Annotated in this window: 21 protein-coding genes; 12 read left to right on the top strand and 9 right to left on the bottom strand. The window is 56.6% G+C overall.

Features of this window, described 5'->3' with window-relative positions; translation table 11 throughout:
• The first annotated feature begins 212 nt into the window (after positions 1 to 212).
• The 4 genes from pepA (at position 213) to BEI65_RS21680 (ending at position 5,978) form a co-directional block, all read left to right on the top strand.
• Positions 213 to 1,724 carry a leucyl aminopeptidase gene (pepA, locus tag BEI65_RS21660; protein WP_012005018.1) on the top strand — a complete coding sequence of 504 codons (1,512 nt, stop codon included), beginning with the start codon at positions 213 to 215 and terminating at the stop codon, positions 1,722 to 1,724.
• An 84-nt stretch (positions 1,725 to 1,808) separates the two neighbouring features.
• Entirely contained in the window at positions 1,809 to 2,258 is a 450-nt protein-coding gene (locus BEI65_RS21665; protein WP_012005017.1) for a DNA polymerase III subunit chi, read from the top strand.
• Positions 2,259 to 2,271: 13 nt separating this feature from the next.
• Positions 2,272 to 5,148, top strand: a complete 2,877-nt coding sequence (locus BEI65_RS21670; protein WP_099065047.1) for a valine--tRNA ligase — start codon at positions 2,272 to 2,274, stop codon at positions 5,146 to 5,148.
• Positions 5,149 to 5,474: 326 nt separating this feature from the next.
• Positions 5,475 to 5,978, top strand: a complete 504-nt coding sequence (locus tag BEI65_RS21680; protein ID WP_099065048.1) for a GNAT family N-acetyltransferase — start codon at positions 5,475 to 5,477, stop codon at positions 5,976 to 5,978.
• A 55-nt stretch (positions 5,979 to 6,033) separates the two neighbouring features.
• On the opposite strand, the gene BEI65_RS21685 is transcribed toward BEI65_RS21680, so the two are convergent.
• A complete protein-coding gene (locus tag BEI65_RS21685; protein WP_099065049.1) occupies positions 6,034 to 7,041 on the bottom strand; it encodes an acyltransferase in 1,008 nt (335 codons plus the stop codon).
• A gap of 352 nt (positions 7,042 to 7,393) precedes the next feature.
• Between BEI65_RS21685 and BEI65_RS21690 the strand changes: the two genes are divergently transcribed.
• Entirely contained in the window at positions 7,394 to 9,001 is a 1,608-nt protein-coding gene (locus BEI65_RS21690) for a GMC family oxidoreductase (protein ID WP_099065050.1), read from the top strand.
• A gap of 23 nt (positions 9,002 to 9,024) precedes the next feature.
• Here BEI65_RS21690 and miaE read toward each other — a convergent pair whose 3' ends face one another.
• Both miaE and rraB read right to left on the bottom strand, forming a co-directional pair.
• Positions 9,025 to 9,789 carry a tRNA isopentenyl-2-thiomethyl-A-37 hydroxylase MiaE gene (gene miaE / locus BEI65_RS21695; protein ID WP_085119538.1) on the bottom strand — a complete coding sequence of 255 codons (765 nt, stop codon included), beginning with the start codon at positions 9,787 to 9,789 and terminating at the stop codon, positions 9,025 to 9,027.
• A 44-nt stretch (positions 9,790 to 9,833) separates the two neighbouring features.
• Positions 9,834 to 10,262, bottom strand: a complete 429-nt coding sequence (gene rraB / locus BEI65_RS21700) for a ribonuclease E inhibitor RraB (RefSeq protein ID WP_099065051.1) — start codon at positions 10,260 to 10,262, stop codon at positions 9,834 to 9,836.
• Between the two features lie 163 nt (positions 10,263 to 10,425).
• Here rraB and argF point away from each other — a divergent pair, with 163 nt between their 5' ends.
• Positions 10,426 to 11,445 carry an ornithine carbamoyltransferase gene (gene argF, locus BEI65_RS21705; RefSeq protein WP_099065052.1) on the top strand — a complete coding sequence of 340 codons (1,020 nt, stop codon included), beginning with the start codon at positions 10,426 to 10,428 and terminating at the stop codon, positions 11,443 to 11,445.
• A 211-nt stretch (positions 11,446 to 11,656) separates the two neighbouring features.
• A complete protein-coding gene (locus BEI65_RS21710) occupies positions 11,657 to 13,225 on the top strand; it encodes an ABC transporter substrate-binding protein (protein ID WP_099065053.1) in 1,569 nt (522 codons plus the stop codon).
• Positions 13,226 to 13,243: 18 nt separating this feature from the next.
• On the opposite strand, the gene BEI65_RS21715 is transcribed toward BEI65_RS21710, so the two are convergent.
• From BEI65_RS21715 to BEI65_RS21740, 6 genes are all read right to left on the bottom strand, one after another.
• Positions 13,244 to 13,858 (bottom strand): 2-dehydro-3-deoxy-6-phosphogalactonate aldolase, encoded by a 615-nt coding sequence (locus BEI65_RS21715; RefSeq protein ID WP_099065054.1) that lies wholly within the window; start codon positions 13,856 to 13,858, stop codon positions 13,244 to 13,246.
• Entirely contained in the window at positions 13,845 to 14,756 is a 912-nt protein-coding gene (locus BEI65_RS21720) for a 2-dehydro-3-deoxygalactonokinase (RefSeq protein ID WP_099065055.1), read from the bottom strand. Before BEI65_RS21720 ends, BEI65_RS21715 begins: the two co-directional genes overlap by 14 nt.
• A gap of 15 nt (positions 14,757 to 14,771) precedes the next feature.
• Entirely contained in the window at positions 14,772 to 16,262 is a 1,491-nt protein-coding gene (locus tag BEI65_RS21725) for a sodium:solute symporter family protein (protein WP_099065056.1), read from the bottom strand.
• Between the two features lie 137 nt (positions 16,263 to 16,399).
• Complete coding sequence (locus BEI65_RS21730) at positions 16,400 to 16,798, bottom strand: RidA family protein (RefSeq protein WP_099065057.1); 399 nt, start codon at positions 16,796 to 16,798, stop codon at positions 16,400 to 16,402.
• Positions 16,799 to 16,815: 17 nt separating this feature from the next.
• Entirely contained in the window at positions 16,816 to 18,255 is a 1,440-nt protein-coding gene (locus BEI65_RS21735) for an amidohydrolase family protein (protein ID WP_099065058.1), read from the bottom strand.
• A 39-nt stretch (positions 18,256 to 18,294) separates the two neighbouring features.
• Complete coding sequence (locus BEI65_RS21740) at positions 18,295 to 19,158, bottom strand: MurR/RpiR family transcriptional regulator (protein ID WP_099065059.1); 864 nt, start codon at positions 19,156 to 19,158, stop codon at positions 18,295 to 18,297.
• A 192-nt stretch (positions 19,159 to 19,350) separates the two neighbouring features.
• Here BEI65_RS21740 and BEI65_RS21745 point away from each other — a divergent pair, with 192 nt between their 5' ends.
• From BEI65_RS21745 to pyrB, 5 genes are all read left to right on the top strand, one after another.
• On the top strand, positions 19,351 to 20,592 hold the full coding sequence (locus BEI65_RS21745; RefSeq protein WP_099065060.1) for an amino acid deaminase: 1,242 nt from the start codon (positions 19,351 to 19,353) through the stop codon (positions 20,590 to 20,592).
• Positions 20,593 to 20,611: 19 nt separating this feature from the next.
• Positions 20,612 to 21,409, top strand: coding sequence for an ABC transporter ATP-binding protein (locus BEI65_RS21750; protein ID WP_099065061.1), 798 nt, complete (start codon positions 20,612 to 20,614; stop codon positions 21,407 to 21,409).
• 121 nt (positions 21,410 to 21,530) lie between these two features.
• A complete protein-coding gene (locus BEI65_RS21755; RefSeq protein ID WP_099065062.1) occupies positions 21,531 to 22,487 on the top strand; it encodes an ABC transporter substrate-binding protein in 957 nt (318 codons plus the stop codon).
• Positions 22,487 to 23,491 carry an iron ABC transporter permease gene (locus tag BEI65_RS21760; RefSeq protein WP_099065063.1) on the top strand — a complete coding sequence of 335 codons (1,005 nt, stop codon included), beginning with the start codon at positions 22,487 to 22,489 and terminating at the stop codon, positions 23,489 to 23,491. The genes BEI65_RS21755 and BEI65_RS21760 overlap by 1 nt, the downstream gene beginning before the upstream one ends.
• Positions 23,492 to 23,805: 314 nt before the next feature.
• On the top strand, positions 23,806 to 24,741 hold the full coding sequence (gene pyrB / locus BEI65_RS21765; RefSeq protein WP_099065064.1) for an aspartate carbamoyltransferase: 936 nt from the start codon (positions 23,806 to 23,808) through the stop codon (positions 24,739 to 24,741).
• Positions 24,742 to 24,745: the final 4 nt, after the last annotated feature.

The following is a 24,745-nucleotide window of genomic DNA, read 5'->3' on the forward strand; positions in this document are numbered from 1 at the left end:
TATTCTCATCATATGGCAACCGACACAGCTAAAATAGTATTACAACATCTAGCATTTGGGTGTCCTATAGGAACTTGCCTATAGTCGCCAAAACAGAGCAATTTACGCCGTTCAGGTTAACATAACTCGTTAACTCAATGGCGGGAGATCGTTACGGAGTGCGTCATTCTAGCCGTAGCGCCTGCCTTTGTCTTTAAGATTCAGGAGAGTGCATGGAGTTCAGTGTAAAAAGCGGTAGCCCGGAAAAACAGCGCAGTGCCTGTATTGTAGTCGGCGTTTTTGAACCGCGCCGCTTGTCCCCTATCGCAGAACAACTCGACAAAATCAGTGATGGTTATATCAGCGCTTTGCTGCGCCGTGGCGAACTGGAAGGTAAAGTCGGGCAGACGTTACTGCTGCACCATGTACCTAACATTCTCTCCGAACGCATCCTGTTAATTGGCTGTGGCAAAGAGCGCGAGCTCGATGAACGCCAGTACAAACAGGTGATTCAAAAAACCATCAATACCCTTAACGATACCGGCTCCATGGAAGCGGTCTGCTTCCTGACCGAGCTGCACGTGAAAGGCCGCAACACTTACTGGAAGGTGCGTCAGGCGGTGGAAACCGCAAAAGAAACGCTCTACACCTTCGATCAGCTGAAAAGCAACAAAGTGGAGCCACGTCGTCCGCTGCGCAAGATGGTGTTCAACGTGCCGACCCGTCGTGAACTCACCAGCGGTGAACGTGCGATCCAGCACGGGCTGGCGGTGTCTTCCGGCATCAAGGCGGCGAAAGATCTCGGCAATATGCCGCCGAACATCTGTAACGCAGGTTACCTGGCCTCACAGGCTCGCCAACTGGCAGACGCCTTCAGCACCAACATCACCACCCGCGTCATCGGCGAACAGCAGATGAAAGAGTTGGGGATGAACGCCTATCTGGCGGTGGGTGCAGGGTCGCGTAACGAATCATTGATGTCGGTGATGGAATATAAGGGCAACCCGAACCCGGACGCTAAGCCAATTGTGCTCGTCGGTAAAGGGCTGACCTTTGATGCCGGCGGCATCTCGATCAAACCTGCCGAAGGCATGGACGAGATGAAGTACGACATGTGTGGCGCCGCCACCGTGTACGGCGTGATGCGCGTAGTGGCGGAACTGAACCTGCCGCTGAACGTGATTGGCGTGCTGGCCGGCTGTGAAAACATGCCGGGCGGCAGCGCTTATCGTCCGGGCGACGTGCTGACCACCATGTCCGGCCAGACCGTCGAGGTGTTGAACACCGACGCCGAAGGCCGCCTGGTGCTGTGCGACACCCTGACCTACGTCGAGCGTTTCGATCCGGAGCTGGTGATTGACGTTGCCACCCTGACCGGCGCCTGCGTGATCGCGCTGGGCCACCACATCACCGGCCTGATGTCGAACCACAACCCGCTGGCGCACGAACTGATCGGCGCGTCCGAACAGGCCGGCGACCGTGCGTGGCGCTTGCCGATGTCCGACGAGTACTACGAGCAGCTGGACTCCAACTTTGCCGATATGGCGAACATTGGTGGCCGTCCGGGCGGGGCGATCACTGCGGCCTGCTTCCTGTCGCGCTTTACCCGCAAGTACAGCTGGGCACACCTGGATATCGCCGGCACCGCCTGGCGCTCCGGCAAGGCCAAAGGGGCCACCGGTCGTCCGGTCGCCTTGCTGTCTCAATTCTTGTTGAACCGCGCCGGGTTAAACGGCGACGATTAAATCTGAGTGGTAATTCAGGTATAATCCCGAGGGGCACAGCATGCTGTGCCCCTACACTTTTTATAGGCAGCGGTGAATCAGACCATGAAACAGGCAACGTTCTATCTAATCGAACACGCGGAACCCGCAGGTGCGCTCAGCGCGCATGAGGCCGTGGCCTGCGCCGTTGCCGCCGAACGCTGGCGCTCCGGCAAGCGGGTGTTGATCGCCTGCGAGAGCCAGGAACAGGCCCAGCGGTTGGACGAAGCGCTGTGGCAGCGCGATCCACACCAGTTTGTGCCGCATAACCTGGCCGGTGAAGGCCCGCATTACGGCGCCCCGGTCGAACTGTGCTGGCCCGGCAAACGCGGTAACTCCCCGCGTGACCTGCTGATCGCCCTGCTGCCGCAGTTTGCAGATTTTGCTACTGCTTTCCATGAAGTGGTAGACTTCGTCCCATACGAAGACACCCTGAAACAGTTGGCGCGCGACCGATATAAAGCTTATCGCAGCGTCGGCTTCCATTTGACCACGGCCACGCCGCCAACTCACTGAACAACGATATAAAATGGAAAAGACAAACAGTCACCTCGATACCGCCTACGACCCGAAAGAGATCGAACAGAAGCTGTACGATCACTGGGAAAACCAGGGTTACTTCAAGCCCAATGGCGATACCAGCCAGGAAAGCTTCTGCATCATGATCCCGCCGCCGAACGTCACCGGCAGCCTGCACATGGGGCACGCCTTCCAGCAGACCATCATGGACACCATGATCCGCTACCAGCGCATGCAGGGTAAAAACACCCTGTGGCAGGCCGGTACCGACCATGCCGGTATTGCCACCCAGATGGTGGTTGAGCGCAAAATCGCCGCAGAAGAAAATAAAACCCGCCATGACTATGGCCGCGACGCGTTCATCGACAAAATCTGGCAGTGGAAGGCAGAATCCGGCGGCACCATCACCCGTCAGATGCGCCGTCTGGGCAACTCCGTGGACTGGGAGCGCGAGCGCTTCACCATGGACGAAGGCCTGTCCAACGCGGTACGCGAAGTGTTTGTCCGCCTGCACAAAGAAGATCTGATCTACCGTGGCAAGCGCCTGGTGAACTGGGATCCAAAACTGCGCACCGCCATCTCCGATCTGGAAGTGGAAAACCGCGAGTCCAAAGGTTCCATGTGGCACCTGCGCTACCCGCTGGCCGACGGCGCTAAAACTGCCGAAGGCAAAGATTACCTGGTGGTCGCCACCACCCGTCCGGAAACCGTGCTCGGTGATACCGGCGTGGCCGTGAACCCGGAAGATCCGCGCTACAAAGATTTAATCGGCAAAGAAATCGTTCTGCCGCTGGTTGGCCGCCGCATCCGCATCGTCGGTGACGAACACGCCGATATGGAAAAAGGCACCGGCTGCGTGAAAATCACCCCGGCGCACGACTTTAACGACTACGAAGTCGGTAAACGTCACGGCCTGACGATGATCAACATCCTGACTTTCGACGGTGATATCCGTCAGGAAGCGGAAGTGTTCAACACCCTCGGCGAAATCTGCACCGACTACTGCAACGAAATCCCGGCCCAGTTCCGTGGGCTGGAGCGTTTCGCGGCGCGTAAAGCCGTGGTAGCCGCCTTTGAAGAGTTGGGCCTGCTGGAAGAGATCAAACCGCACGACCTGACGGTGCCTTACGGCGACCGCGGCGGCGTGGTGATCGAACCTATGCTGACCGACCAATGGTACGTGCGTACTGCCCCACTGGCGAAAGTGGCGGTGGAAGCGGTTGAGCAAGGCGAGATCCAGTTCGTGCCGAAGCAGTACGAAAACATGTACTTCAGTTGGATGCGTGACATTCAGGACTGGTGTATCTCGCGTCAGCTGTGGTGGGGTCACCGTATCCCGGCCTGGTACGACGTGAACGGCAAAGTCTATGTTGGCCGCAACGAAGAAGAAGTGCGTAGCGAGAACAACCTGGGCCCTGAAGTGATGCTGAACCAGGACGAAGACGTGCTGGACACCTGGTTCTCTTCCGGCCTGTGGACCTTCTCTACCCTGGGCTGGCCAGAACAGACCGACGCGCTGAAAACCTTCCACCCGACCAGCGTGATGGTCAGCGGCTTCGACATTATCTTCTTCTGGATTGCGCGCATGATCATGCTGACCATGCACTTTATGAAGGATGAAAACGGCAAGCCACAGGTTCCGTTCAAGACTGTCTACATGACCGGTCTGATCCGCGATGACGAAGGGCAGAAGATGTCCAAGTCGAAAGGTAACGTGATCGACCCGCTGGACATGGTTGACGGCATCTCGCTGGAAGACCTGCTGGAAAAACGCACCGGTAACATGATGCAGCCGCAGCTGGCGGAGAAAATTCGCAAGCGCACCGAGAAGCAGTTCCCGAACGGCATCGAACCGCATGGCACCGACGCCCTGCGCTTCACCCTGGCGGCACTGGCTTCCACCGGCCGTGACATTAACTGGGACATGAAGCGCCTGGAAGGCTACCGCAACTTCTGTAACAAGCTGTGGAACGCCAGCCGCTTTGTGCTGATGAACGCAGAAGGCCAGGACTGTGGCTTCAACGGCGGCGAGAAAGTGCTGTCGCTGGCGGATCGCTGGATCCTGGCTGAATTCAACCGTACGGTGAAAGCTTACCGCGAAGCGCTGGACACTTACCGCTTCGATCTGGCTGCCAACATCCTGTACGAATTCACCTGGAACCAGTTCTGTGACTGGTATCTGGAACTGACCAAGCCGGTAGTGACCAACGGCAGCGAAGCGGAACAGCGCGGCACTCGCCATACGCTGATCACCGTGCTGGAAGCCCTGCTGCGCCTGGCGCACCCGGTGATCCCGTTCATTACCGAAACCATCTGGCAGCGCGTGAAAACCCTGACCGGCGAAACCGCAGACACTATCATGCTGCAGCCGTTCCCAGAGTACGACGCCGCGCTGGAAGATACGCAAGCGCTGAACGACCTGGAGTGGATCAAGCAGGCGATCACCGCGGTACGTAACATTCGTGCCGAGATGAACATTGCACCGAGCAAACTGCTGGAAGTGCTGCTGCGCAACTGCAACCCCGACGCTGAGCGCCGCGTGCAGGAGAACCAGAGCTTTATTCAGCGTCTGGCGCGTCTGGAGTCGATCGCCCTGCTGCCTGCCGGTGACAAAGGCCCGCTGTCGGTCACCAAACTGGTGGACGGTGCCGAGCTGCTGATCCCTATGGCCGGCTTTATCGATAAAGACGCCGAGATTGCGCGTCTGTCGAAAGAGATGGGCAAGCTGGATGCGGAAATCGCCTCGATCGAAGGCAAGCTGTCTAACGAAGGGTTTGTGGCGCGTGCGCCAGAAGCCGTGGTCGCCAAAGAGCGCGAACGTCTGACGGCCTGCAAAGAAGGCAAAGTGAAGCTGCAGGAACAGCAGGCGACCATCGCCGCGCTGTAATCTGTCGGTTCGCTGCAACAGCTGAAAACAGCGGGGATTTCCCCGCTGTTTTTTTATCGCCGTTGCATCCGGCCCGCTTAAGATGTTATTACAAGGTTCACCCTATAGCTTTCAAGTTGCAGCTAGGCGCCCAGCTCGCTCATCCCCAGGCGCTTACTCAGGTAAGTAACTGGGGTGAACGAGTGCAGGTAACAACGCTGCAACTTGAAAGATGACGGGTATTAATGCTGCATGGACGCCGCCGGGATATAAACTCGGCGCGTTTTTGTCTGCAACAAAAATGAAATTTCGGAACCACTAAGGTTCTTCTTATGGCGAGTGTAAATATGACAACAGCAACCCCAGTACGTCTTCTGGTGCGCCCAATAACGGCTGATGATAATGCCGCTATTGCTAATGTCATTCGCGAAGTCTCCGCCGAGCACGGTTTGACAGCGGACAAAGGCTATACCGTTTCCGACCCCAATCTGGACGTCTTGTATCAGCTCTATAGCCTGCCACGCAGCGCTTACTGGGTGATAGAAGTCGACGGCAAGATTGCCGGTGGTGGCGGTGTTGCGCCGCTGCAGGGCGGTGAAGACGATATTTGCGAATTACAGAAAATGTATTTCCTGCCGGTTTTACGCGGCCAGGGCCTGGCAAAACGCCTGGCGCTGCAGGCACTGGAGTTCGCCCGTCAACAGGGTTTCCGCTGTTGTTATTTAGAAACCACCGCCAGCCTGACGCAGGCCATCGGCCTGTATGAGCATCTGGGCTTTGAGCATATCGACCAGGCGATGGGCACCACCGGCCACGTCGACTGTGAAGTCACCATGCTGAAGACGCTGTAATCTTGCTACTGCGCCCGCGGTAATAACGGGCGCAGCATGCAGCGCCCCTACGCCCTTACCCCGCCTTCTGCTCTTTCCCCGTCACCCCGCCCTTGATAGCCAACTCAATCCGGCTCAGCACCAGGCTGGTCAGGTACGACACCGCAATTAACAACAGCAGGATCAGCGGCGTATAGCGCGGCGCAAAGATCAGCTTTTGAGTGAAGTAATAGCAATAAAAACTGTGGGTCAGCCACATGTACAGCGAATGCTTGCCCAGTTCGCTCACCACCCGGTTCACCGTACTGCCCAGCCCATCGGCGGTTTTCATCAGCGCGATAATAAACAGCGGTGTCACCAACAGCAGCCCCGGGTTATGGGCGACAATAAACACGGCCACCGTCACCATCAGCAAGATCAGCGGATGGGTGCGGCTCAGGGTGGTGATCAGTTTCGCCAGCCACGAGTTCGGTGGCATTTTCTGGCTGCGGCCAAACACCATGCCAAAGCCAAACGGCAGCAGCCAGGTGCAATATTCGATCAATACTTCTGGTGCCCAGGCGACATACTGCAACCCCTTGCCACACAGCGCCGCCAAAAACAGCAGCCCCAGCAATGGGCCGATATTCAAGCGCGATAACAGCGGCAAAGAGAGCACGTACAAAACATAGAGTTTAAAGAACCACCACTCGCTGTTATAAGTGGATTTAATGCCAATCAGGTTTTCGAAAAACAGCGACGGCGACAGGGAATATCTTTCACCCGGAAAGAAGATGATGCCGATCGGCACAAAGATAAACAGCACTATCCAGTAGCTGATATATAAGTTTTTCAGCTTGCCCCAGATATATTTAAACGAGACTTCTTTTTTCAGTGAGAATCCGTAACCGGAGAGAAACAGGAACATCGACACGCAAATCTTGCCAAACAGGCCAACAAACATCTCAATATCGACGCTGTTAACCATATGATAAACCGTGATGTCCGGACTAATACGGCTCGGATAGGCAAACAAGTGGTGGATTAACATCAGAATGATGGCAATCCCTTTTAAATAATTAGATTTATTAATCGAAATTTCCATATTTCTTAATATCTTATCCAATAACAGGTTTCGCCATCATATAGCAGCTATTTTGCTCTGACACCCTCTTTCCAGATCGGATAAGTCTCATATTTAATATTCCTTTAAGAAACAATGCGCCGGGTATTTATAAAACCCCAGGTTTTCCTCGCCAGCCCATATCGCTCAGAAAAACCAACAAAATATTAATATCGTCATGTTTGTTTTTATTCATAAAAATCATGTATATAATAAAAATTACAAATATTTTTTGTGATATTCATTAACAAATTAATGAATTCAAATTGACCTGCCGCCCGCTTGCGATACTCTGCCAACACAGGCTCATGCCGCAATCGCACAGGGAGCAGTCATGTCGGAAAACGCTTTTGATTACATCATTGTCGGCGCAGGGTCCGCCGGCTGCGTACTGGCGGCGCAGTTGATCCGCCGCACTCAGGCACGGGTGCTGCTGCTGGAAGCCGGTGGCGACGACAATAACCTGTTTATCAAGATGCCGGCCGGCGTGGCGAAGATCATCGCCAAAAAAAGCTGGCCGTATGAAACCGAGCCGGAGCCGCATGCCAATAACCGCCGCATGCAGATAGCCCAGGGTAAGGTGCTGGGCGGCAGCAGCTCGGTCAACGGCATGATCTATATTCGCGGCCAACGACAGGATTACGACGAGTGGGCCGATCGTTATGGCTGCGTCGGTTGGGGCTATCAGGACGTGCTGCCCTACTTCAAACGCGCCGAGGCCAACGAAAGCCTGTCGGATGCCTATCACGGCGGTGAGGGTCTGCTGCCGGTCAGCGAGAACCGCTATCGTCACCCGCTCAGCATGGCGTTTATCCGCGCCGGTCAGGAGCTGGATCTTCCCTACCGCAACGATTTCAACGGCGACAGCCAGCACGGCGTCGGTTTTTACCAGACCACCACCCACAATGGCGAACGCGCCAGCACCGCACGCACTTACCTGAAAGCGGTGCGAAACGAACAGCGGCTGGTGGTGAAACTGAATGCGCTGGTGCACCGGGTGGTGCTCGATAACAACGTCGCCACCGGCGTGGTGTATAGCCAAAACGGCGGCGCCGAAGTCACCGCTCATGCCACGCAGGAAGTGATCCTCAGCGCCGGGGCGGTAGGATCGCCGAAGATCCTGATGCTGTCCGGCATCGGGCCTCGTGAACATCTGCAACAGTTGGGTATCGAACCGCTGGCGGATCTGCCGGTGGGCAAGAACTTCCACGATCACCTGCATATGTCGATCAACGTCAGCACCCGCGAGCCGATCAGCCTGTACGGCGCCGATCGCGGCCTGCAGGCGCTGCGTCACGGCACCGAATGGCTGGCATTCCGCAGTGGCGTACTGAGTTCAAACGTGCTGGAAGGCGCCGCTTTCACCGACAGCCTGGGTGACGGCAGGCCAGACGTACAAATCCACTTCCTGCCGCTGCTCGACAGCTGGGACGACGTGCCCGGTGAACCGCTGCCCAATATCCACGGCTTCACGCTCAAGGTCGGTTATCTGCAGCCGAAGGCACGTGGCGAAGTGTTGCTGCGCAGTCGCGATCCCAGGGATCCGGTGAAACTGCATGCCAACTACCTCGGCCACCCGGAAGATCTGGCCGGCAGCGTGCGTGCGGTAAAGTTCGGCCTGCGTTTCCTGCAAACCGCCGCTCTCAAACCGATTATCAAAGATCTGCTGATGCCACAACCCGCTTGGCTGAACGATGAGGCGCAACTGGAAGAGTTCGTGCGCAACTTCTGCAAAACGGTATATCACCCGGTGGGCAGCTGTCGCATGGGGCAATCACCGCAGGACTCGGTGACGGATTTACAACTGCGGGTGCACGGTTTTGAACGGCTGCGGGTGATCGACTGCTCGGTGATGCCACAGGTGACCAGCGGCAATACCAATGCGCCGACCATCATGCTGGCAGAAAAAGCGATGGATTTGTTGCTGGGCGCGCCGGAATAACATCATTCACGGCTGCCCGGTAATCAGGCGGTGACGGGCACGCCGCTGTGGAAGCGGAACTCGCTGTCCGGGGTTTGGATCAGCGCCGCTTCGATACGACCAAAATGGGCCACCCGCTCGCTGATATCGCCACCGGCAATCTGTTCGGCCAATGTCAGGTAGTCCTGATAGTGGCGCGCTTCGGAGCGCAGCAGCGAAACATAGAAGCGGTTTAGTTCGTCGTCCAGGTGTGGTGCCAGCCGGGCGAAACGTTCGCAGGAGCGCGCTTCGATATAAGCACCGCAAATCAGTTTATCAATCAGCGTGACCGGATCGTGGGTGCGGATCTCACGGATCATGCCTTTGGCATAGCGGCTGGCAGTGATTTTCTTATACGGGATCTGCCGCGCCAGCATGATCTCCAGTACCTGCGAGAAATGATGCAGTTCTTCTTTGATCAGCAGCACCATTTTATCTGCCAGATCCTGACCATAGGCCGAGCCGTTTTTCGGCAGGATCTTGCGGGTGAAATTGTTTTGCTTGAACAGCGCTTCCGGCACGCCCTGCGCTTCATGCAGAAACGCCTCGTAAGGCCTGAGCAGGGCCAGCAGCGCATCGCCGCTCTCCTTGTCCGCCACGTAACGACGGATCAACCACATGCCGGTCTGCGCGGCTTTTAACTCACACACCATATGGTCGGTCAGCAGCAACGGCAGGTTTTCCGGGCGCCGCGCGGCGTCAATCCAGGCGTCTGGGGTTTCACAGTGCAGGAAGTTTAAAATCGGGGCTAACAGGGATTGGTATTTCATCGGCTCTTATCAGAGGGCCGGCTAGCGCCGGCCCACAGCGTTTATTAATGGCGTTTACCGTCGTCGTCTTCGTCGATGAAGTCACCTTCTTCTTCTTCATCGTCGCCTTCTTCGCCGTTCGGATCTTCAAAGTAGGTGCCCCAACCGTCGTAGTTAACGCCACAACGTGCCGCCAACGCCACCAGTTGCTCAACCTGAGCGTCGATCACTTCGGCGTTCAGACCCACTTCGCTGATCACGTCACAGCACATCACCAGGGTACCGTCTTCCACTTCCAGCTCTTCGGCGTCGGTCACTTCAAAGCCTAACTTGAAGGCTTCGACAGCGGCTTTCTCCAGCACTTCAAACTTCTCGGCAGAGAGATGGTGTTCAATGGTGTAGAGCGCCTCTGGATCGCTGCCGTCTTCCAGCAGTTCTTCGATGATCAGGCGGGTCTCTTCACGTTGTTCGTCTAGCTGTTCGCTGTTTGCCATGCCTATATCCTCAAGTCAAATGGCCTGTATTGCGCCTATTTTCACACACCGTCGGCATTGCTTCCACGATAAACGTGAAAGATTTCCACTGCGGGGTTGAAATTGAATATTCATACATATAAAGTGAATTTAAATTCAATTTAAACGGTAAGGATATACGGCAATGAGTAGCATAAACCCGTTCTACAAACGTCACTTCCTGAGATTAATGGATTTCACCCCGGCGCAACTGCAAGCGCTGCTGAAACTGTCGGCCGATTTGAAGCTGGCCAAGCAACAAGGCAAGGAAACCCGCCACCTGCAGGGAAAAAACATCGCGCTCATCTTCGAAAAAGACTCGACCCGTACCCGATGCTCTTTCGAAGTTGCCGCATTCGATCAGGGTGCTCAGGTCACCTACCTCGGCCCGAGCGGCAGCCAGATTGGCCATAAAGAGTCGATGAAAGACACCGCCCGCGTGCTGGGTCGGATGTATGACGGTATTCAGTATCGGGGTTACGGCCAGCATCTGGTGGAAACCCTGGCCCAACATGCCGGCGTGCCGGTGTGGAACGGGCTGACCAACGAGTTCCACCCGACGCAGTTGCTGGCGGACCTGCTCACGGTGCAGGAACACCTGCCGGGCAAGCCGCTGAACGAGGTGAAATTCGCTTACCTCGGCGACACCCGCAACAATATGGGCAACACTCTGCTGGAAGCCGCCGCGCTGGCCGGTATGGATCTGCGTCTGGTCGCACCGAAGGCCTGCTGGCCGCAGCCGGAGCTGGTCGCGGAGTGCCAGGCACTGGCGAAACAGACCGGTGCCAAGATCACCCTGACCGAAGACATTGCCGAAGGGGTGAAAGACGCGGACTTCCTGTACACCGACGTCTGGGTGTCGATGGGTGAGCCGAAAGAAACCTGGCATGAGCGTATCGGGCTGCTGAAACCCTATCAGGTCAATATGGCGATGGTGAAACTGACCGGTAACCCGAACGTTAAGTTCCTGCACTGCTTGCCGGCATTTCACGATGACCAAACCACCCTCGGCAAGCAGATGGCGGAACAATACGGGCTGCACGGCGGCATGGAAGTCACCGATGAAGTGTTCGAATCGGCGCACAGCGTGGTATTCGATCAGGCAGAAAACCGCCTGCATACCATCAAGGCGGTGATGGTCGCCACCCTGAGCGAAACCTTCTGACACCCGCGCGGGTTTACAGACCCGCGCCCTCCTTTCTGCCAATCCCAGGCATTACGTCTAAGATGTTTAAAGCATATCAAATAGCCGATTAACCTTTGTCAGCCACCGGCAAAGGTTCTACCGTGCATGCTGACGGCGAAACGCCGCGAAAACTAACGATAACAACGACTTCTCGGCACCGGAGCCCGCGGTGCATTCAGGGGAAATATCAATGAAAGCCAAAGTCCTGCCGCTGTTAATTCTTGCCGCACTGTCCACCGCCACGCTGGCTGCCACGCCACCCAATACATTGGTGGTAGTGCAATCGCTGGACGATATCGTCAGCCTCGATCCGGCGGAAGCCAACGAACTGTCCAGTATCCAGACCGTGCCGAGCCTGTATCAACGGCTGGTACAGGCGGATCGCGACGATCCGGCGAAGGTGGTACCGGTGCTGGCAGAAAGCTGGCAGGGCGACGCGGCAGCCAAAACCCTGACCATCAAACTGCGCCCACAGGCGGTATTTGCCTCCGGTAACCCATTGACCGCCGATGACGTGATCTTTTCCTACAGCCGCGCGGTGAAGATGAACAAGTCACCGGCGTTTATCCTCAACGTACTCGGCTGGCAGCCGGATAACATCGATGCACAGCTGAGAAAAATCGACGAACATAGCCTGAAGCTGAGCTGGACGGCTGACGTCAGCCCGGCGGTGGCGCTGAACATTCTCTCCACGCCGATCGCCTCGATCGTCGATAGCAAGGCGGTGCAGCCCAACGCCAAAGACGGCGACTACGGCAACGCCTGGTTGAAAATGCACTCCGCAGGCAGCGGGCCGTTCAAAATGCGCGTCTACCAGCCGCATCAGGCGATCGTGCTGGATGCCAACCCGACGTCGCCGGGCAGCAAGCCGTTGCTGAAAAGCATCATCATTAAAAGCGTGCCGGACTCTGCCACCCGTCGTCTGTTGATCCAGCAGGGCGACGCTGACGTGGCACGCGAGCTTGGCCCGGACCAAACCGTGGCGCTGAAGGGGCAGCCGGGTGTGAAGGTGCTGGAGATCCCATCCGCCGAGCAAAACTATCTGGTATTCAACACCGGCAATACCGCCAATCCGTTGCTGAAAAACCCGGCCTTCTGGGAGGCGGCGCGCTATCTGATCGACTATCAGGGCATCACCAAAGATCTGCTGAAAGGCCAGTACTTTGTTCACCAGAGCTTCCTGCCGGTCGGCTTGCCGGGGGCGCTGAAAGACAACCCGTTCAGCTTTGATCCGGCCAGGGCCAAAGCTATCCTGGCCAAGGCCGGTATCACCAACGCTGCGCTGACGCTGGACGTGGAGAACAAACCGCCGTTTATCACCATCGCTCAGGCGCTGCAAGCCAGCTTTGCCGAGGGCGGCGTGAAGCTGGAACTGTTGCCGGCTGCCGGCAGCCAGGTCTATTCGCGGGTGCGCGCCCGCCAGCATCAGGCCGCGATCCGTCTGTGGATCCCGGACTACTTTGACGCCCACTCCAACGCCAGTGCCTTTGCCTATAACGACGGCAAGACCAGCACCGTAGCGGGCCTCAATGGCTGGCAGATCCCGCAGTTAAGCCAACAAACATTGGCAGCGGTGGCCGAAGCCGATCCGGCCAAGCGCACCGCGCTGTATACCGCTATGCAGCAGGAGCTGCAGCGTAGTTCGCCGTATGTGTTTATCGATCAGGCCAAAACCGAAGTGGTACTGCGCGATAACGTCAAAGGCTACCAGCAGGGCCTGAATGCCGACATGGTCTACTACGATCGCGTCAGCAAGTAAGCGTTGTCCAGCGCAGGGTTACTCCACCGCCCTGCGCCAGGCGGCGGCAAAACGCCCGGCCTTATGCCAGGTTTCCTCCGGCGTTTGGCCTGCACGATACAGATCGGACCCCAACCCTGCGCCCGTGCAACCGGCGGCAAGGTAGTCCGCCAGGTTCTCCGGGGTGATGCCGCCCACCGCGTAAAGTTGGGTGGTTTTCGGCAGCACACTCACCAGTGCCCGGATGTAGCCCACACCCAGCGCACCCGCCGGGAAGATTTTCACGATATCCGCGCCCGCCGCCAGCGCCGCAAACACCTCGCTCGGCGTCATCGCCCCCACGCAGCTAATCAATCCCGCGGCTTTGGCTCGGCGGATCAACAACGGATCGGTATTGGGTGTCACCATCAGCGGCGCACCACTGGCGATCAGCGCCTCCAGCTTTTCGTCGTCGATCACCGTCCCGGCACCAATATGCGCTCGCGCACCGTAGTGCTGTTGCAACAACTGCACGCTTTGCTGCCAGTCGGGCGAGTTGGTGGGCACTTCGATCATTTCAAACCCGGCCTCGAGCAGGCCACTGGCATGCTCCAGGACCTCGGCGGGTGTAATACCACGCAGAATAGCCACCAGCGGTAATTTATAAGGCTGCATAAATCCTCCCGAATCCGTTCAACATGGCGACCTGCGCCTCGATAACCACTGCTTTTTTCCCGGCGATATGACACGCGGCCAGATAATGCGTCACCAGCGGGGCATCCCCCACCAGCGCCAGCCTCTCGCTTTGCGGCCAGCACCGCACCAGTTGTGCCAGTTCTTCACCAATCAACACGCCGGATAACCAGGACGCCACACTGGCCGCCGCTAAATAACCCAGCACCCGTCGCGAGCGGGCGTAGAACAGGCGATTCAACAGGCTATCTTCCCCTCGCAGCGACGCCTGTACGCCATCGGCAAACGCCTGTGGGTCGTTCTCGCCCTCCGCCAAACCTTTGCCCAACAGGCTATGTTGCAGCAACAACTGATACAGCTCACCGGTGATGGCGGTAGAGAAATCTTCTATCAGCACGCCATCGGCCTGAATACTGGGTTTGACCCACTTGCTGTGCGTGCCGGGGAACAGATAAATATCAGCCTGCTGGCAGGCCAGCGCTCCCAGCAGTTGCACCTCTTCACCGCGCATCACGTTGGCACCCTCCTCCTCCCACTGTGCCAGCCCCGGACGTAACCACACCGGGCTGCACAGCGAGGACGGCACGGCAATGCACCCGGCGGCAATCGCTTCCACCGGCAGTGGCAACCTTTGATAGCCGCTGTCCAGCCAGCCGCTGTCACTGCCGACCATGCCGGCCATCAGTACCGGAATTTGCCGCGCTTCGATCCACGCCCGCCACGGTGCCAGCAGCGCCATCAATACGGCATCGTGGCTGCCCGGTTCGACAAACTTTATCCCTTGCGCCGTCTGCTGTTGCGCGACACACGCCCCGTTCTCTATGCGCCAGGTACGCAGGTGGCTGGAGCCCCAGTCAATGGCAATATAATTTGCGGTCATGCTGTTCTCCTGCGCTTAAGCGTTACGGCCAACGGCGGCGCTTTTACCCAACGGCACCTTGACCGCCGGACGGTTTTCCCGCTCGCGGGTAATCATCTCCAGCGCCTGCTCGCGGCTCATTTTGTTGGCCGGTGTCACCAGCGTCACCACTACCGCGCCAATCAGGCTGAACATCACCGAAGGGAAGCAAGGGTTGCCCCAAAACGCCAGCCAATCGCTGTTCATCAGCACTGCCATTGAGGTTGCTGCCCCGCCGATCAGCGCCGCCAATGCCCCCTGCCAGTTAAAGCGGGTCCAGAAACGGCCCAGAATTGAGCAAATAAACAGGCCGGACATGATCATTGAGATCATTTTGGTGATGTAGCTGATGATGTCGTTGGAGGTCAGGGCAAACACCAGCGCCAGCGCAATCACCAGCACCAGGAAGATCCGCGACAGGCGAATCGCCTTGTCTTCCGCCGGCATATGGCCGGTAAACAAGGTGTAGAGATCACGCAGGATGATCGACACCCCGGCGATGGCATCTGAGCTGCCCGAGGACATGTTCGCCGACATCCCGGCCACCAGGATCACCATGGCCACCACGTGCGGCAGTACCTGGGTGCCGAACAAGAAAGCGAAACCGCTGTTTTCCAGATTGGGGTTCATGGTCCAGACCGCCATACCGATGATGGCCGGCAGGAAGGAGAAAAACAGGTAAAGAATGCCGGTAATGGTGAATGACTGACGCACTGACGAGACGGTTTTCGCCGAGTAAATCCGCTGGCGATAAGAAGGGGTGGCCAGTACGCCGACGGCGATCACCAAGGCCAGTGAGAACGCCGGTAACATGCCCAGTTTGTCGATGGCAAACAGGCTTTGCGCCGCGGGATCTACCGCGTGCTGAATGTTAGCCCAACCACCGACATGCTGTACCGCCAACACCGCCATCAAAATAAAGCCGAGGAACAGCACAATAGATTGCACCGTATCGATCCAAACCACCGCAGAATATCCGCCAATACCCACATAAACCACAAAGGCCAGGGCAATAATCACTTTAGCCACGTTAATATCAATACCGCTGGCCCAGGCCAGATATAATCCGCCCCCCAGAATATGGGCACCCAACCAGCCAATAGAGGCAATAAATATCAACAGCGCGACGACGTTTTTAATTATTTTACTGCCGCCGGTATAATAAGAAATTTCTTCACTCATGGTCATAAAGCGCATTTTTCTGACTGGGGCAAATAGCCAGGCGACCAGCAATATGCCCGTCGCCCCGCCAATGCCATACAGCATGCCTGCCCAGCCGTTGGCATAACCAAAGCCTACCGCGCCGACGCTGGAGCCGGTGCCAACCATGGTGCCGACCGTCGAGCCGAGCGTCAGAAACATCGGCAGGGAACGGCCGCCAAGCAGAAAGTCATCGCCGGTTTTTTGGTGGCGCGAAACATACCAGCCAAGTGCAATCATGGCGAGGGCATAGATAGCGAACCAGATAAGGAAAGATAAATTATTCATATCTCACATCCTGTCAGTGTTGGGTAGCAGTAAAATAAGAAAATAAAAATAGCGTTATCTCGCCTGAAATAAATCAGGCGTTTTATTATTAAGGGTGGTTAAACCACCCTATTACGTTTTATATTTTTAGAAAGGGACTATCGGGTAATGCGTGCTGCGTTATAACAGGTAATATCAACTTCAACTTTGCAATCCACCACCAAATCGGCCACCGCGCAAATACGCGCCGGTGGATGAGCGGCGAAAAATTCACGGAACACTTTATTGAATGACTGGAAATAACGGGCATCGGTCAGAATGACCTTTACGTGTACCACGTCCTCCAGGCCATATCCGGCTTCCTGCATAATATCCAGGCAGTTTTGGATCGCCAGGCGGGACTGCTCAATAATACCGCCCTCTACCACTTCACCGTCTTTCATCGGCGTCTGGCCGGAGATATACAGCCAGCCACCCGCTTCTACCGCTCTGGAAAAGGGCAGGTGTTGCCCACCGGTGCCGGTGCCGCCATCAATACCGTATCTTTTGATCGTCATGCCTTGCTCCTGTCGATTTATTTGCCCTGGCGGCATAAAAACCGCCCGGCGCGCAGGCCGGTAACGGCCTGATGTTCATAACTCAGTACGCCGTTCACCCACACCGCGTCAATCCCGGCGGCGGGTTGTTGGGGCTGGCTGAAGGTTGCGCTGTCTTTCACTTTCAACGCATCGAACAACACCAGATCGGCGTAGTAACCTGTTTTGATCAGCCCACGCTGCGGCAGTTGATAACGCGCCGCGGACATGCCGCTCATTTTGTGCACCGCCACGGTCAGGGGGAAGAGCCCTTCGTCGCGGCTATAATGACCCAGTACGCGTGGGAAGGCTCCCCACAGGCGCGGATGCGGCATCGGATCGTTCGGCAGGCCATCCGACCCGACCATGGTCAGCGGATAACTCAGCACCCGGCGTACATCCTGCTCATCCATGTTGTAGTAAATCGCGCCCGCCGGCATCAGCTGCTTGCCGGCCTCATGCAGGCTCATCGACCAGGTTCCGGCGATGTCCCGCAATGACTGCCCCGCCATCTCCGGGTGCGTTTCGGACCAGGTGATGACGATGTCGAATTCATCGGTGATCTGTTTTAAATCCAGCGTCGACGAGCTGGCGGAATAGGGATAGCAGTCGCAGGACACATCCTGCGTCTGACGCACCTTATCGAACAGTTTTAGCGTTTCCTGGGTGCGGCCCCAGTTTTTGGCCCCGGCACATTTATGGTGTGAAATCACCACCGGCACCCGGCCATGACGGCCAATGCGGAAGGCCTCATCCATCGCCTCGAGTATAGGTTCAAACTCCGAGCGCAGGTGAGTGGTGTAAATACCCTGCTCGCCCGCCAACTCTTCCGCCAGGGCCATCACCTCTTCGGTGGGGGCTGAAAACGCCGTGGCGTAGGCCAGACCGGTGCTCAACCCCAACGCGCCCTGTTGCAATGCCGTGCGCAATTGCTCGCGCATGGCGACGATCTCCCCGGCATTGGCCGGGCGGAACAGATCATCCATCTGATTGCTGCGCAAGGTGGTATGCCCGATCAGCGTCGCGACATTCACCCCAGGCGTCACGGCTTCCACCTGCTGACGGTAGGCCGCAATAGTCGGGTAAACGAAATGTTCTTTCTCACCCAGCAGGTTCATCGGATCCGGCACCTGGGTTCTGATCACCGCACCGGCCGCGCTGATGCCGCAGTTGCCGACAATCACCGTCGTCACGCCCTGGGAAATCTTCGGCAGCATTTCAGGCATGCGGATCACGTTGGTATCATCATGGGTATGCACGTCGATAAACCCCGGAGACAACACCCGCTCCCGGCCATCGATCACCACCTCGGCGTCGGCTTCTATGGTAGGCCCAATCGCCGCGATCCGATCGTCTTTGACCGCAACATCCGCCCGGTATTGCGGCCCGCCGCTGCCGTCGATCACCGTGACATTTTTAAACAGATACTGATACCGCATGAATCATCATCCTTCCGTTATTGTCTGTGGGATACCGGCTCAGTCACCCAACGGCTGCCGATCGGCCCCTCCGCGATGGCTGTCCAGCGCCAGCTTGATGCGACGCAACCGGTCCCTGGACTGGCGTTTATTCGCCATGGCCAATGCCGTCGCCAGCACGTCCACCATCGCCAGCATGGCGTAGCGCGAGGTGCTGGGTTTGTAGATGTAGTCATTTTCCCGCACCACCAGCGCCAGCAGTACGTCAGCCTGTGCCGCCAGCGGCGTTCCGGCGGGGGTAATCGCCACCACTTTGGCCCCGTACTGGCGGGCAATGGCGGCACTTTCCACCACTTCCTGCGTGTAGCCACCCAGTGACAGCGCCACCACCACATCCTGTTTGCTCACCGCCGCCGCCATCATGCGTACCAATAGGCCGTCACTTTGCGCGATCACCGGCAGCCCGAGCCGGAACAAACGATGCTGCACTTCTGCCGCACAAATAGTCGAGCCGCCGCCCATGCCAATCGCCAAAATTTGCCGCGCATCGCTGAGCCACCCTACCGCTTTGCCCAACGCCGCTTCATCGATGGTCCGCCGGTTAATGTTCAGGACATTGATGATGGTTTCATAAATCCCCTGGATCCCTTCCAGGTCCGGCTCTTCATGAATAAACCTTTGCCCCACCGCCAACGACTGCGCCAGCTTGACCTTGAGATCACGCACGTCCCGGCAGCCCAGCGTTTTGGCAAACCGCGTGATCGAAGCCTGGCTAACGTTAGCCTGCCGGGCCAGTTCGGCGATCGGCAGCGCAGTTACCGCGTCGGCATCGTCCAGAATGAATTGCGCGATACGTTTCTCGGCGCTGCTCAGCTCGATAAAACGCTCCGTAATGCGCGAGATAATGTCGATTTCAACACCCATCGCCTCACCTCATAGTGGTTAAATTTTGTCATTTACAATGCAAGAAAACAGTGGAAGACTACACAAAAAACAGTTCTAAAAATGATACTTTGTACCCAACTCACGATAATAAATATTTAAAAACCAGTTAAATCAATAATTTTAATAACGATACTCATTTTGAAAAAGATAGAACCCTTAAAGGATAATGTTATGAAATACCAAAAAGATTTCTCCGTTACCCACAAAGCCGCCGTGATGCACAATCACCCTGATGCGCCGGCAAACCTGCTCAATGAGGATGTCTGCCTGCCGGCCGCCGCCATTAAATCCAGCAGCCTGAAAAACAATATTGCCTGGATGCAAAACTATGCCGATGTGCGCGGCGTCTCTTTGGCCCCACACGGTAAAACCACCATGACGCCGTGGATCTTCCAGCATCAGGTCGCGCAAGGGGCCTGGGCGATTGGCGTCGGTTCCGCCTGGCAGGCAAAAGTGGCCATGGAAGCCGGTGTGCCTCGGGTACTGATGGCGAACCAACTGGTCGGCAAGGCCAATATGCAACTGATCGCCGAACTCAAAGCGCAGCACCCCAATAGCGGTTTCTTTTGCTGTATCGACAGCCTGAGCAATGCGCAAACCCTCGCGGCGTTTTTCAGCCAGCGCGGGCAAACTCTGGATGTGTTGTTGGAGTTGGGGGTACCCGGTGGGCGCTGTGGCTGCCGCAGCGTGGCGCAGGCGGAACAACTGGCACAGGAAATAGCCGCGCTGCCGGGGTTACGTCTGCAGGGTATCGAACTGTATGAAGGCGTGATGCACGGCGATGACGCCCAGAGCAAAATCGAACAATTCCTGCGTGACGCCGCCGGTCTGCTGCGTACGCTGCACCAGCAAGGCTTGTTGAACGCCGGGGAGGCGATCCTGACCGGTGCCGGTTCTTCCTGGTATGACGTGGTGTGTAACGTCTGGCGTGAAGAAGCGCTGCCGGCAAACTGTCGGGTGGTGATCCGCCCCGGCTGCTACATCACCCACGATCAGGGCATTTACCAGGACGCGCAAAATGCCGTGCTGGCCCGCGACCGCTACGCCTGCGATCTGGCGGGAGAATTAACCTCGGCATTGGAACTGGTAGCGCTGGTGCAGTCGGTACCGGAACCGGGCCGGGTTATCGTCAACTTTGGCAAGCGGGATGCGGCCTTCGACGCCGGTCTGCCACAGCCAATCGCCCATTACCGCAACGGGGTTCGCCAGGAAAGCGACACCCAGCATCTGATTACCCATGGCATAATGGATCAACACGCCATGCTGAGCTGCCCGGCAGAATTCCCGCTGCAGGTTGGTGATATTCTGGTGTTCGCCACCTCGCACCCGTGCCTGACCTTTGATAAATGGAAAACGCTGTTTTTGATTGATGATGATTACAACGTTATCGAAACCATAGAGACGTTTTTCTGATGACAGAAAAGGATAGCTGATGAATAACCTGCCCACCGACAGCCTCTTATCGGTGCAGAATATTTCCCTGGCCAGCCCAGGGAAACCCCCGCGGATTAACCGGCTCACCTTTGCCCTGCAGCAAGGGGAGTCCGTTACCCTTATCGGCCCAAACGGCAGCGGAAAATCCACGCTATTACGGCTGATAACCGGTGAACTCAAGCCCAGCGAAGGTGAAATTCTCTTTCAGGGAACGCCCTTATCCGCCATTAAGCCCCAGCAACGCGCGCGCTCTATCGCCTTGCTTAGCCAGCACGACAATGCAGATTTACGGCTTAAGGTTAACGAGTATGTGACCCTGGGCCGTTTGCCCTGGCAGGCTGAAAAGGGGCAATCCGAGCACCCGTTGATTGTGGCAAAAGCCATGGATGACGTGGGTATCCGCCATCTGCAAGATATGCCATTAGGCCAGCTTTCGGGTGGCGAACGTCAACGTGCCGGGTTCGCCCGGGTGCTGGCGCAGCAGCCGACATTGCTATTACTTGATGAGCCCACCAACCATCTCGATCCCCTGGCCCGACACCAACTGCTGTCGCTGATCCATGAAAAAAACATCGCCACCTTAAAAGTGCTGCATGATCTTGAGTTGGTTCAACCTTTTTCCGACAAAGTCATCATGATGAATCAAGGGGAAATCCTTTGTTATGGCCCCCCCGATGCGGTGCTGGAGTCAGCGCATCTGCAACAGGTGTTTGGTATGAAATCGCTGCAAGCCCGCCACCCGATCACCGGCGCAGCCTTACGCTTTTTCGAGGCGTTACCGCCCTCATCCCGCTGAAATTCACCCAAATCGACGGTTGTTTGATCTAACTACATTTGCCATACAAATTATTCAGGTATGTTGCCCCGGTTTCCAATCAACCGGGCGACTGACTCCGGTTTATCAACCTGGAGTCGATGTGAAAAAGTTATTCCTCGCCGCATTACTGGTATTAACCTCAACAAGCGCCGCTGCTTCTGGCTTCCCTGTCACGGTAGACAACTGTGGCCAGCCACTGACTTTTAGCCAGGCCCCACAGCGTGCCGTGATTCAAGACATCAATATGTCGCAAATGGCGTTTGCCCTGCAGCTACAGCCGTCCATGGTTGGCGTCACCGGGATCTCCGGCTGGTATAAAAACATCCCTGAATTCACCCAGCAGCGAGGGACTATCCCTGAGCTGGCACCGAAATATCCGACCATCGAAAATCTTCTCGCCGTGGAGCCTGACCTGTTCTTCGCCGGTTGGAACTATGGGCTTCGTGGTGATGTAACCCCACAGGCGCTGGCAAAATTTAATATCAAAACGCTGGTGCTGAGTGAAAGCTGCATTCACGTCGACAGTCATCGCCCGCGTGCCAGTCTGGATTTGTTATACGACGACATCATCAGGCTCGGTAAAGTCTTCGGCAAACAGGAAGATGCACAAACGCTGGTCAATGGCTGGAAGCAGCAAGTGGCCGATATCCACAGCAAAGTTGCGACCCAAAAGCCGATAAAGGTGTTCCTTTATGATTCCGGTGAGGATAAGCCCTACACCAGCGGGGCTTACGCGATGCCGACGGCGATTATTGAAGCCGCCGGTGCGAAGAATGTGATGGATACCCTGAATACCAGTTGGACGACCACCAATTGGGAAAGCGTTGCGGCGACGGAGCCTGAATTTATCATTTTGGTGGATTACCAGTCAGAGGCCACCGGCGATATCGACGCACGGCAACGTTTCCTGGAACAACATCCCTTGATGAAACACACCCTGGCGGTGCTCCATCATCGTTATTTGAGATTAAAATATCAGGAGCTGACGCCGGGGCCGGTCAATATTGATGCCATCCACAAACTGGCTTACGCGCTTCACCCCACTGTCTTCATCTGATGACGGAAAAAATGCGTTTCCGGTTGGCATGGGTCATCGCCCCGCTATTGCTGGCAGGGCTGATCCTCGCCAATGTGGCACAAGGCAGCGTGTCGCTCTCCTTTTCACAGGTGATGACCGCGCTGGGTATCACCTCTGGCGAAGTGCCGCCGATGATCAAAAGCATTGTGCTGGAACTGCGTCTGCCCCGAACGCTGCTGGGGTTACTGGCCGGGGCCGGGTTGGCACTGGTCGGCGCGCTATTACAAACCACCACCCGCAATGACCTGGCCGATCCCTTCCTGTTCGGCCTTTCCTCAGGTGCCTCTGCCGGTGTGGTCATGGTGATCACCCGGCTCGGTAATAGCCTCGGGGCCTGGGCATTACCGGTTTCTTCTTTTGTCGGTGGCATACTTTCCGCTGCGGTGGTGATGATTATTTTTATGACTCAATCGCAGAAAGGCACCGAGAAACTGATTATCTGCGGCCTGGCGGTCTCTTTTTTATTCGGCGCCTTCACCAATTATCTGGTGTTTTCCGGCGATCAACGCACCGCCAGCAGCGTGCTCTTCTGGACCCTGGGCGGGCTGGGGCTGGCTCGTTGGGATAATTTGATTTTTGCCTTGATAGCTTTGCTGGTACTGGTGGCATTGATTGCCTTACGCTGGCGCTCGCTGGACGGCTTGCTGGCCGGCGAACAAACCGCAGGTTCTCTGGGTATCAACACCCGTCGCTTACGCACCGAAGTCTTTCTGTGTTGTTCGCTGGCGACCGCGTTACTGGTGGCATTAACCGGCGTGATTGGGTTTGTCGGTTTAATGGTCCCTCATCTGGCACGCCCCTTTACCGGCGTTCGTCACCGGCGTCTGCTGCCGTTGGTGGGCGTATTGGGCGCCATATTGCTCTCAGCCGGCGATCTGCTAAGCAGGGTCATTACCGCGCCCCAGGAACTGCCCATCGGGATTATTACTGCCGGTCTTGGCGGTATTTTTGTGCTGGTTATTTTGCTACGACGAACCCCATGATCGTCGAATAACGCAGTCCGTCTCTGAAAGCCACCAGCCAATCGATTGCGAAAGGACAAAAATCGGCGTTTTAGCGCTTGCAGTGATCAAAAGCGCGAGTATAATGCGCGACAATTTGCCAGGAGAAAGCATGAAAAACGACGTTTGTTTTGTTAGCCACAACCGACAAAACCGACTGCCAATCGGCAGCACACTGCCGTTGTTTCTCCTGTTGCTAAACCGATCGTTTCAAGCCCCTCGTTGAGGGGCTTTTTTTTGCCTGAAAAATCTGTTCAAAGCCCCGCGCCACGGGCACGAGTCGAGGAGAGTGAAAAATGGCCAACCCGCTGTATCACAAACATATCATCTCTATTAACGATCTCAGCCGCGAGGATCTGGAGTTGGTGCTGCGCACCGCCGCCAGCCTGAAAGCCAATCCACAGCCCGAGCTGTTAAAGCACAAGGTGATCGCCAGTTGCTTCTTTGAAGCCTCAACCCGTACCCGCCTGTCGTTTGAAACCTCGATGCACCGCCTGGGTGCCTCGGTGGTGGGCTTTGCCGACGGCAGCAATACCTCACTCGGCAAGAAGGGCGAAACCCTGGCCGACACCATTTCGGTAATTGGCACCTACGTCGATGCCATCGTGATGCGCCACCCACAGGAAGGCGCTGCGCGGCTGGCGGCTGAATTCTCCGGCGGCATTCCGGTGCTTAACGCCGGTGACGGTGCCAACCAACACCCGACCCAGACGTTGCTCGACCTGTTTACCATTCAGGAAACCCAGGGCCGCCTGAGCAACATCAATATCGCCATGGTCGGCGACCTGAAATACGGCCGTACCGTGCACTCACTGGCGCAGGCGCTGGCCAAGTTTGAAGGCAACCGCTTCTTCTTCATCGCCCCGGACGCGCTGGCGATGCCGGCCTACATCCTGCAGATGCTGGAAGAGAAAGGTATCCAGTACAGCCTGCACAGCAGCATTGAAGAAGTGGTGCCGGAGCTGGATATTCTCTACATGACCCGGGTGCAGAAAGAGCGTCTGGACCCTTCCGAATACGCCAACGTGAAGGCTCAGTTCGTGCTGCGCGCGGCGGATCTGGCCGGGGCACGCGACAACCTCAAGGTGCTGCACCCGCTGCCACGCATTGATGAGATCACCACCGACGTGGATAAAACGCCGTACGCCCACTACTTCCAGCAGGCGGGCAACGGTATTTTCGCCCGTCAGGCGCTGTTGGCGCTGGTATTAAACGCAGATTTGGCTCTTTAAGGGG

Source organism: Serratia sp. BW106 (assembly GCF_002607755.1).
In the GTDB taxonomy this organism is placed as follows: Bacteria; Pseudomonadota; Gammaproteobacteria; order Enterobacterales; family Enterobacteriaceae; genus Serratia; species Serratia proteamaculans.

Coding starts and splice junctions, on each gene's coding strand:
- BEI65_RS21710 (WP_099065053.1), top strand. CDS start 11,657: ATGAAAGCCAAAGTCCTGCCGCTGTTAATTCTTGCCGCACTGTCCACC.
- miaE (WP_085119538.1), bottom strand. CDS start 9,789: ATGAAATACCAATCCCTGTTAGCCCCGATTTTAAACTTCCTGCACTGT.
- argF (WP_099065052.1), top strand. CDS start 10,426: ATGAGTAGCATAAACCCGTTCTACAAACGTCACTTCCTGAGATTAATG.
- pepA (WP_012005018.1), top strand. CDS start 213: ATGGAGTTCAGTGTAAAAAGCGGTAGCCCGGAAAAACAGCGCAGTGCC.
- BEI65_RS21760 (WP_099065063.1), top strand. CDS start 22,487: ATGACGGAAAAAATGCGTTTCCGGTTGGCATGGGTCATCGCCCCGCTA.
- BEI65_RS21735 (WP_099065058.1), bottom strand. CDS start 18,255: ATGCGGTATCAGTATCTGTTTAAAAATGTCACGGTGATCGACGGCAGC.
- pyrB (WP_099065064.1), top strand. CDS start 23,806: ATGGCCAACCCGCTGTATCACAAACATATCATCTCTATTAACGATCTC.
- rraB (WP_099065051.1), bottom strand. CDS start 10,262: ATGGCAAACAGCGAACAGCTAGACGAACAACGTGAAGAGACCCGCCTG.
- BEI65_RS21685 (WP_099065049.1), bottom strand. CDS start 7,041: ATGGAAATTTCGATTAATAAATCTAATTATTTAAAAGGGATTGCCATC.
- BEI65_RS21730 (WP_099065057.1), bottom strand. CDS start 16,798: ATGACGATCAAAAGATACGGTATTGATGGCGGCACCGGCACCGGTGGG.
- BEI65_RS21745 (WP_099065060.1), top strand. CDS start 19,351: ATGAAATACCAAAAAGATTTCTCCGTTACCCACAAAGCCGCCGTGATG.
- BEI65_RS21665 (WP_012005017.1), top strand. CDS start 1,809: ATGAAACAGGCAACGTTCTATCTAATCGAACACGCGGAACCCGCAGGT.
- BEI65_RS21740 (WP_099065059.1), bottom strand. CDS start 19,158: ATGGGTGTTGAAATCGACATTATCTCGCGCATTACGGAGCGTTTTATC.
- BEI65_RS21680 (WP_099065048.1), top strand. CDS start 5,475: ATGACAACAGCAACCCCAGTACGTCTTCTGGTGCGCCCAATAACGGCT.
- BEI65_RS21690 (WP_099065050.1), top strand. CDS start 7,394: ATGTCGGAAAACGCTTTTGATTACATCATTGTCGGCGCAGGGTCCGCC.
- BEI65_RS21715 (WP_099065054.1), bottom strand. CDS start 13,858: ATGCAGCCTTATAAATTACCGCTGGTGGCTATTCTGCGTGGTATTACA.
- BEI65_RS21750 (WP_099065061.1), top strand. CDS start 20,612: ATGAATAACCTGCCCACCGACAGCCTCTTATCGGTGCAGAATATTTCC.
- BEI65_RS21725 (WP_099065056.1), bottom strand. CDS start 16,262: ATGAATAATTTATCTTTCCTTATCTGGTTCGCTATCTATGCCCTCGCC.
- BEI65_RS21720 (WP_099065055.1), bottom strand. CDS start 14,756: ATGACCGCAAATTATATTGCCATTGACTGGGGCTCCAGCCACCTGCGT.
- BEI65_RS21670 (WP_099065047.1), top strand. CDS start 2,272: ATGGAAAAGACAAACAGTCACCTCGATACCGCCTACGACCCGAAAGAG.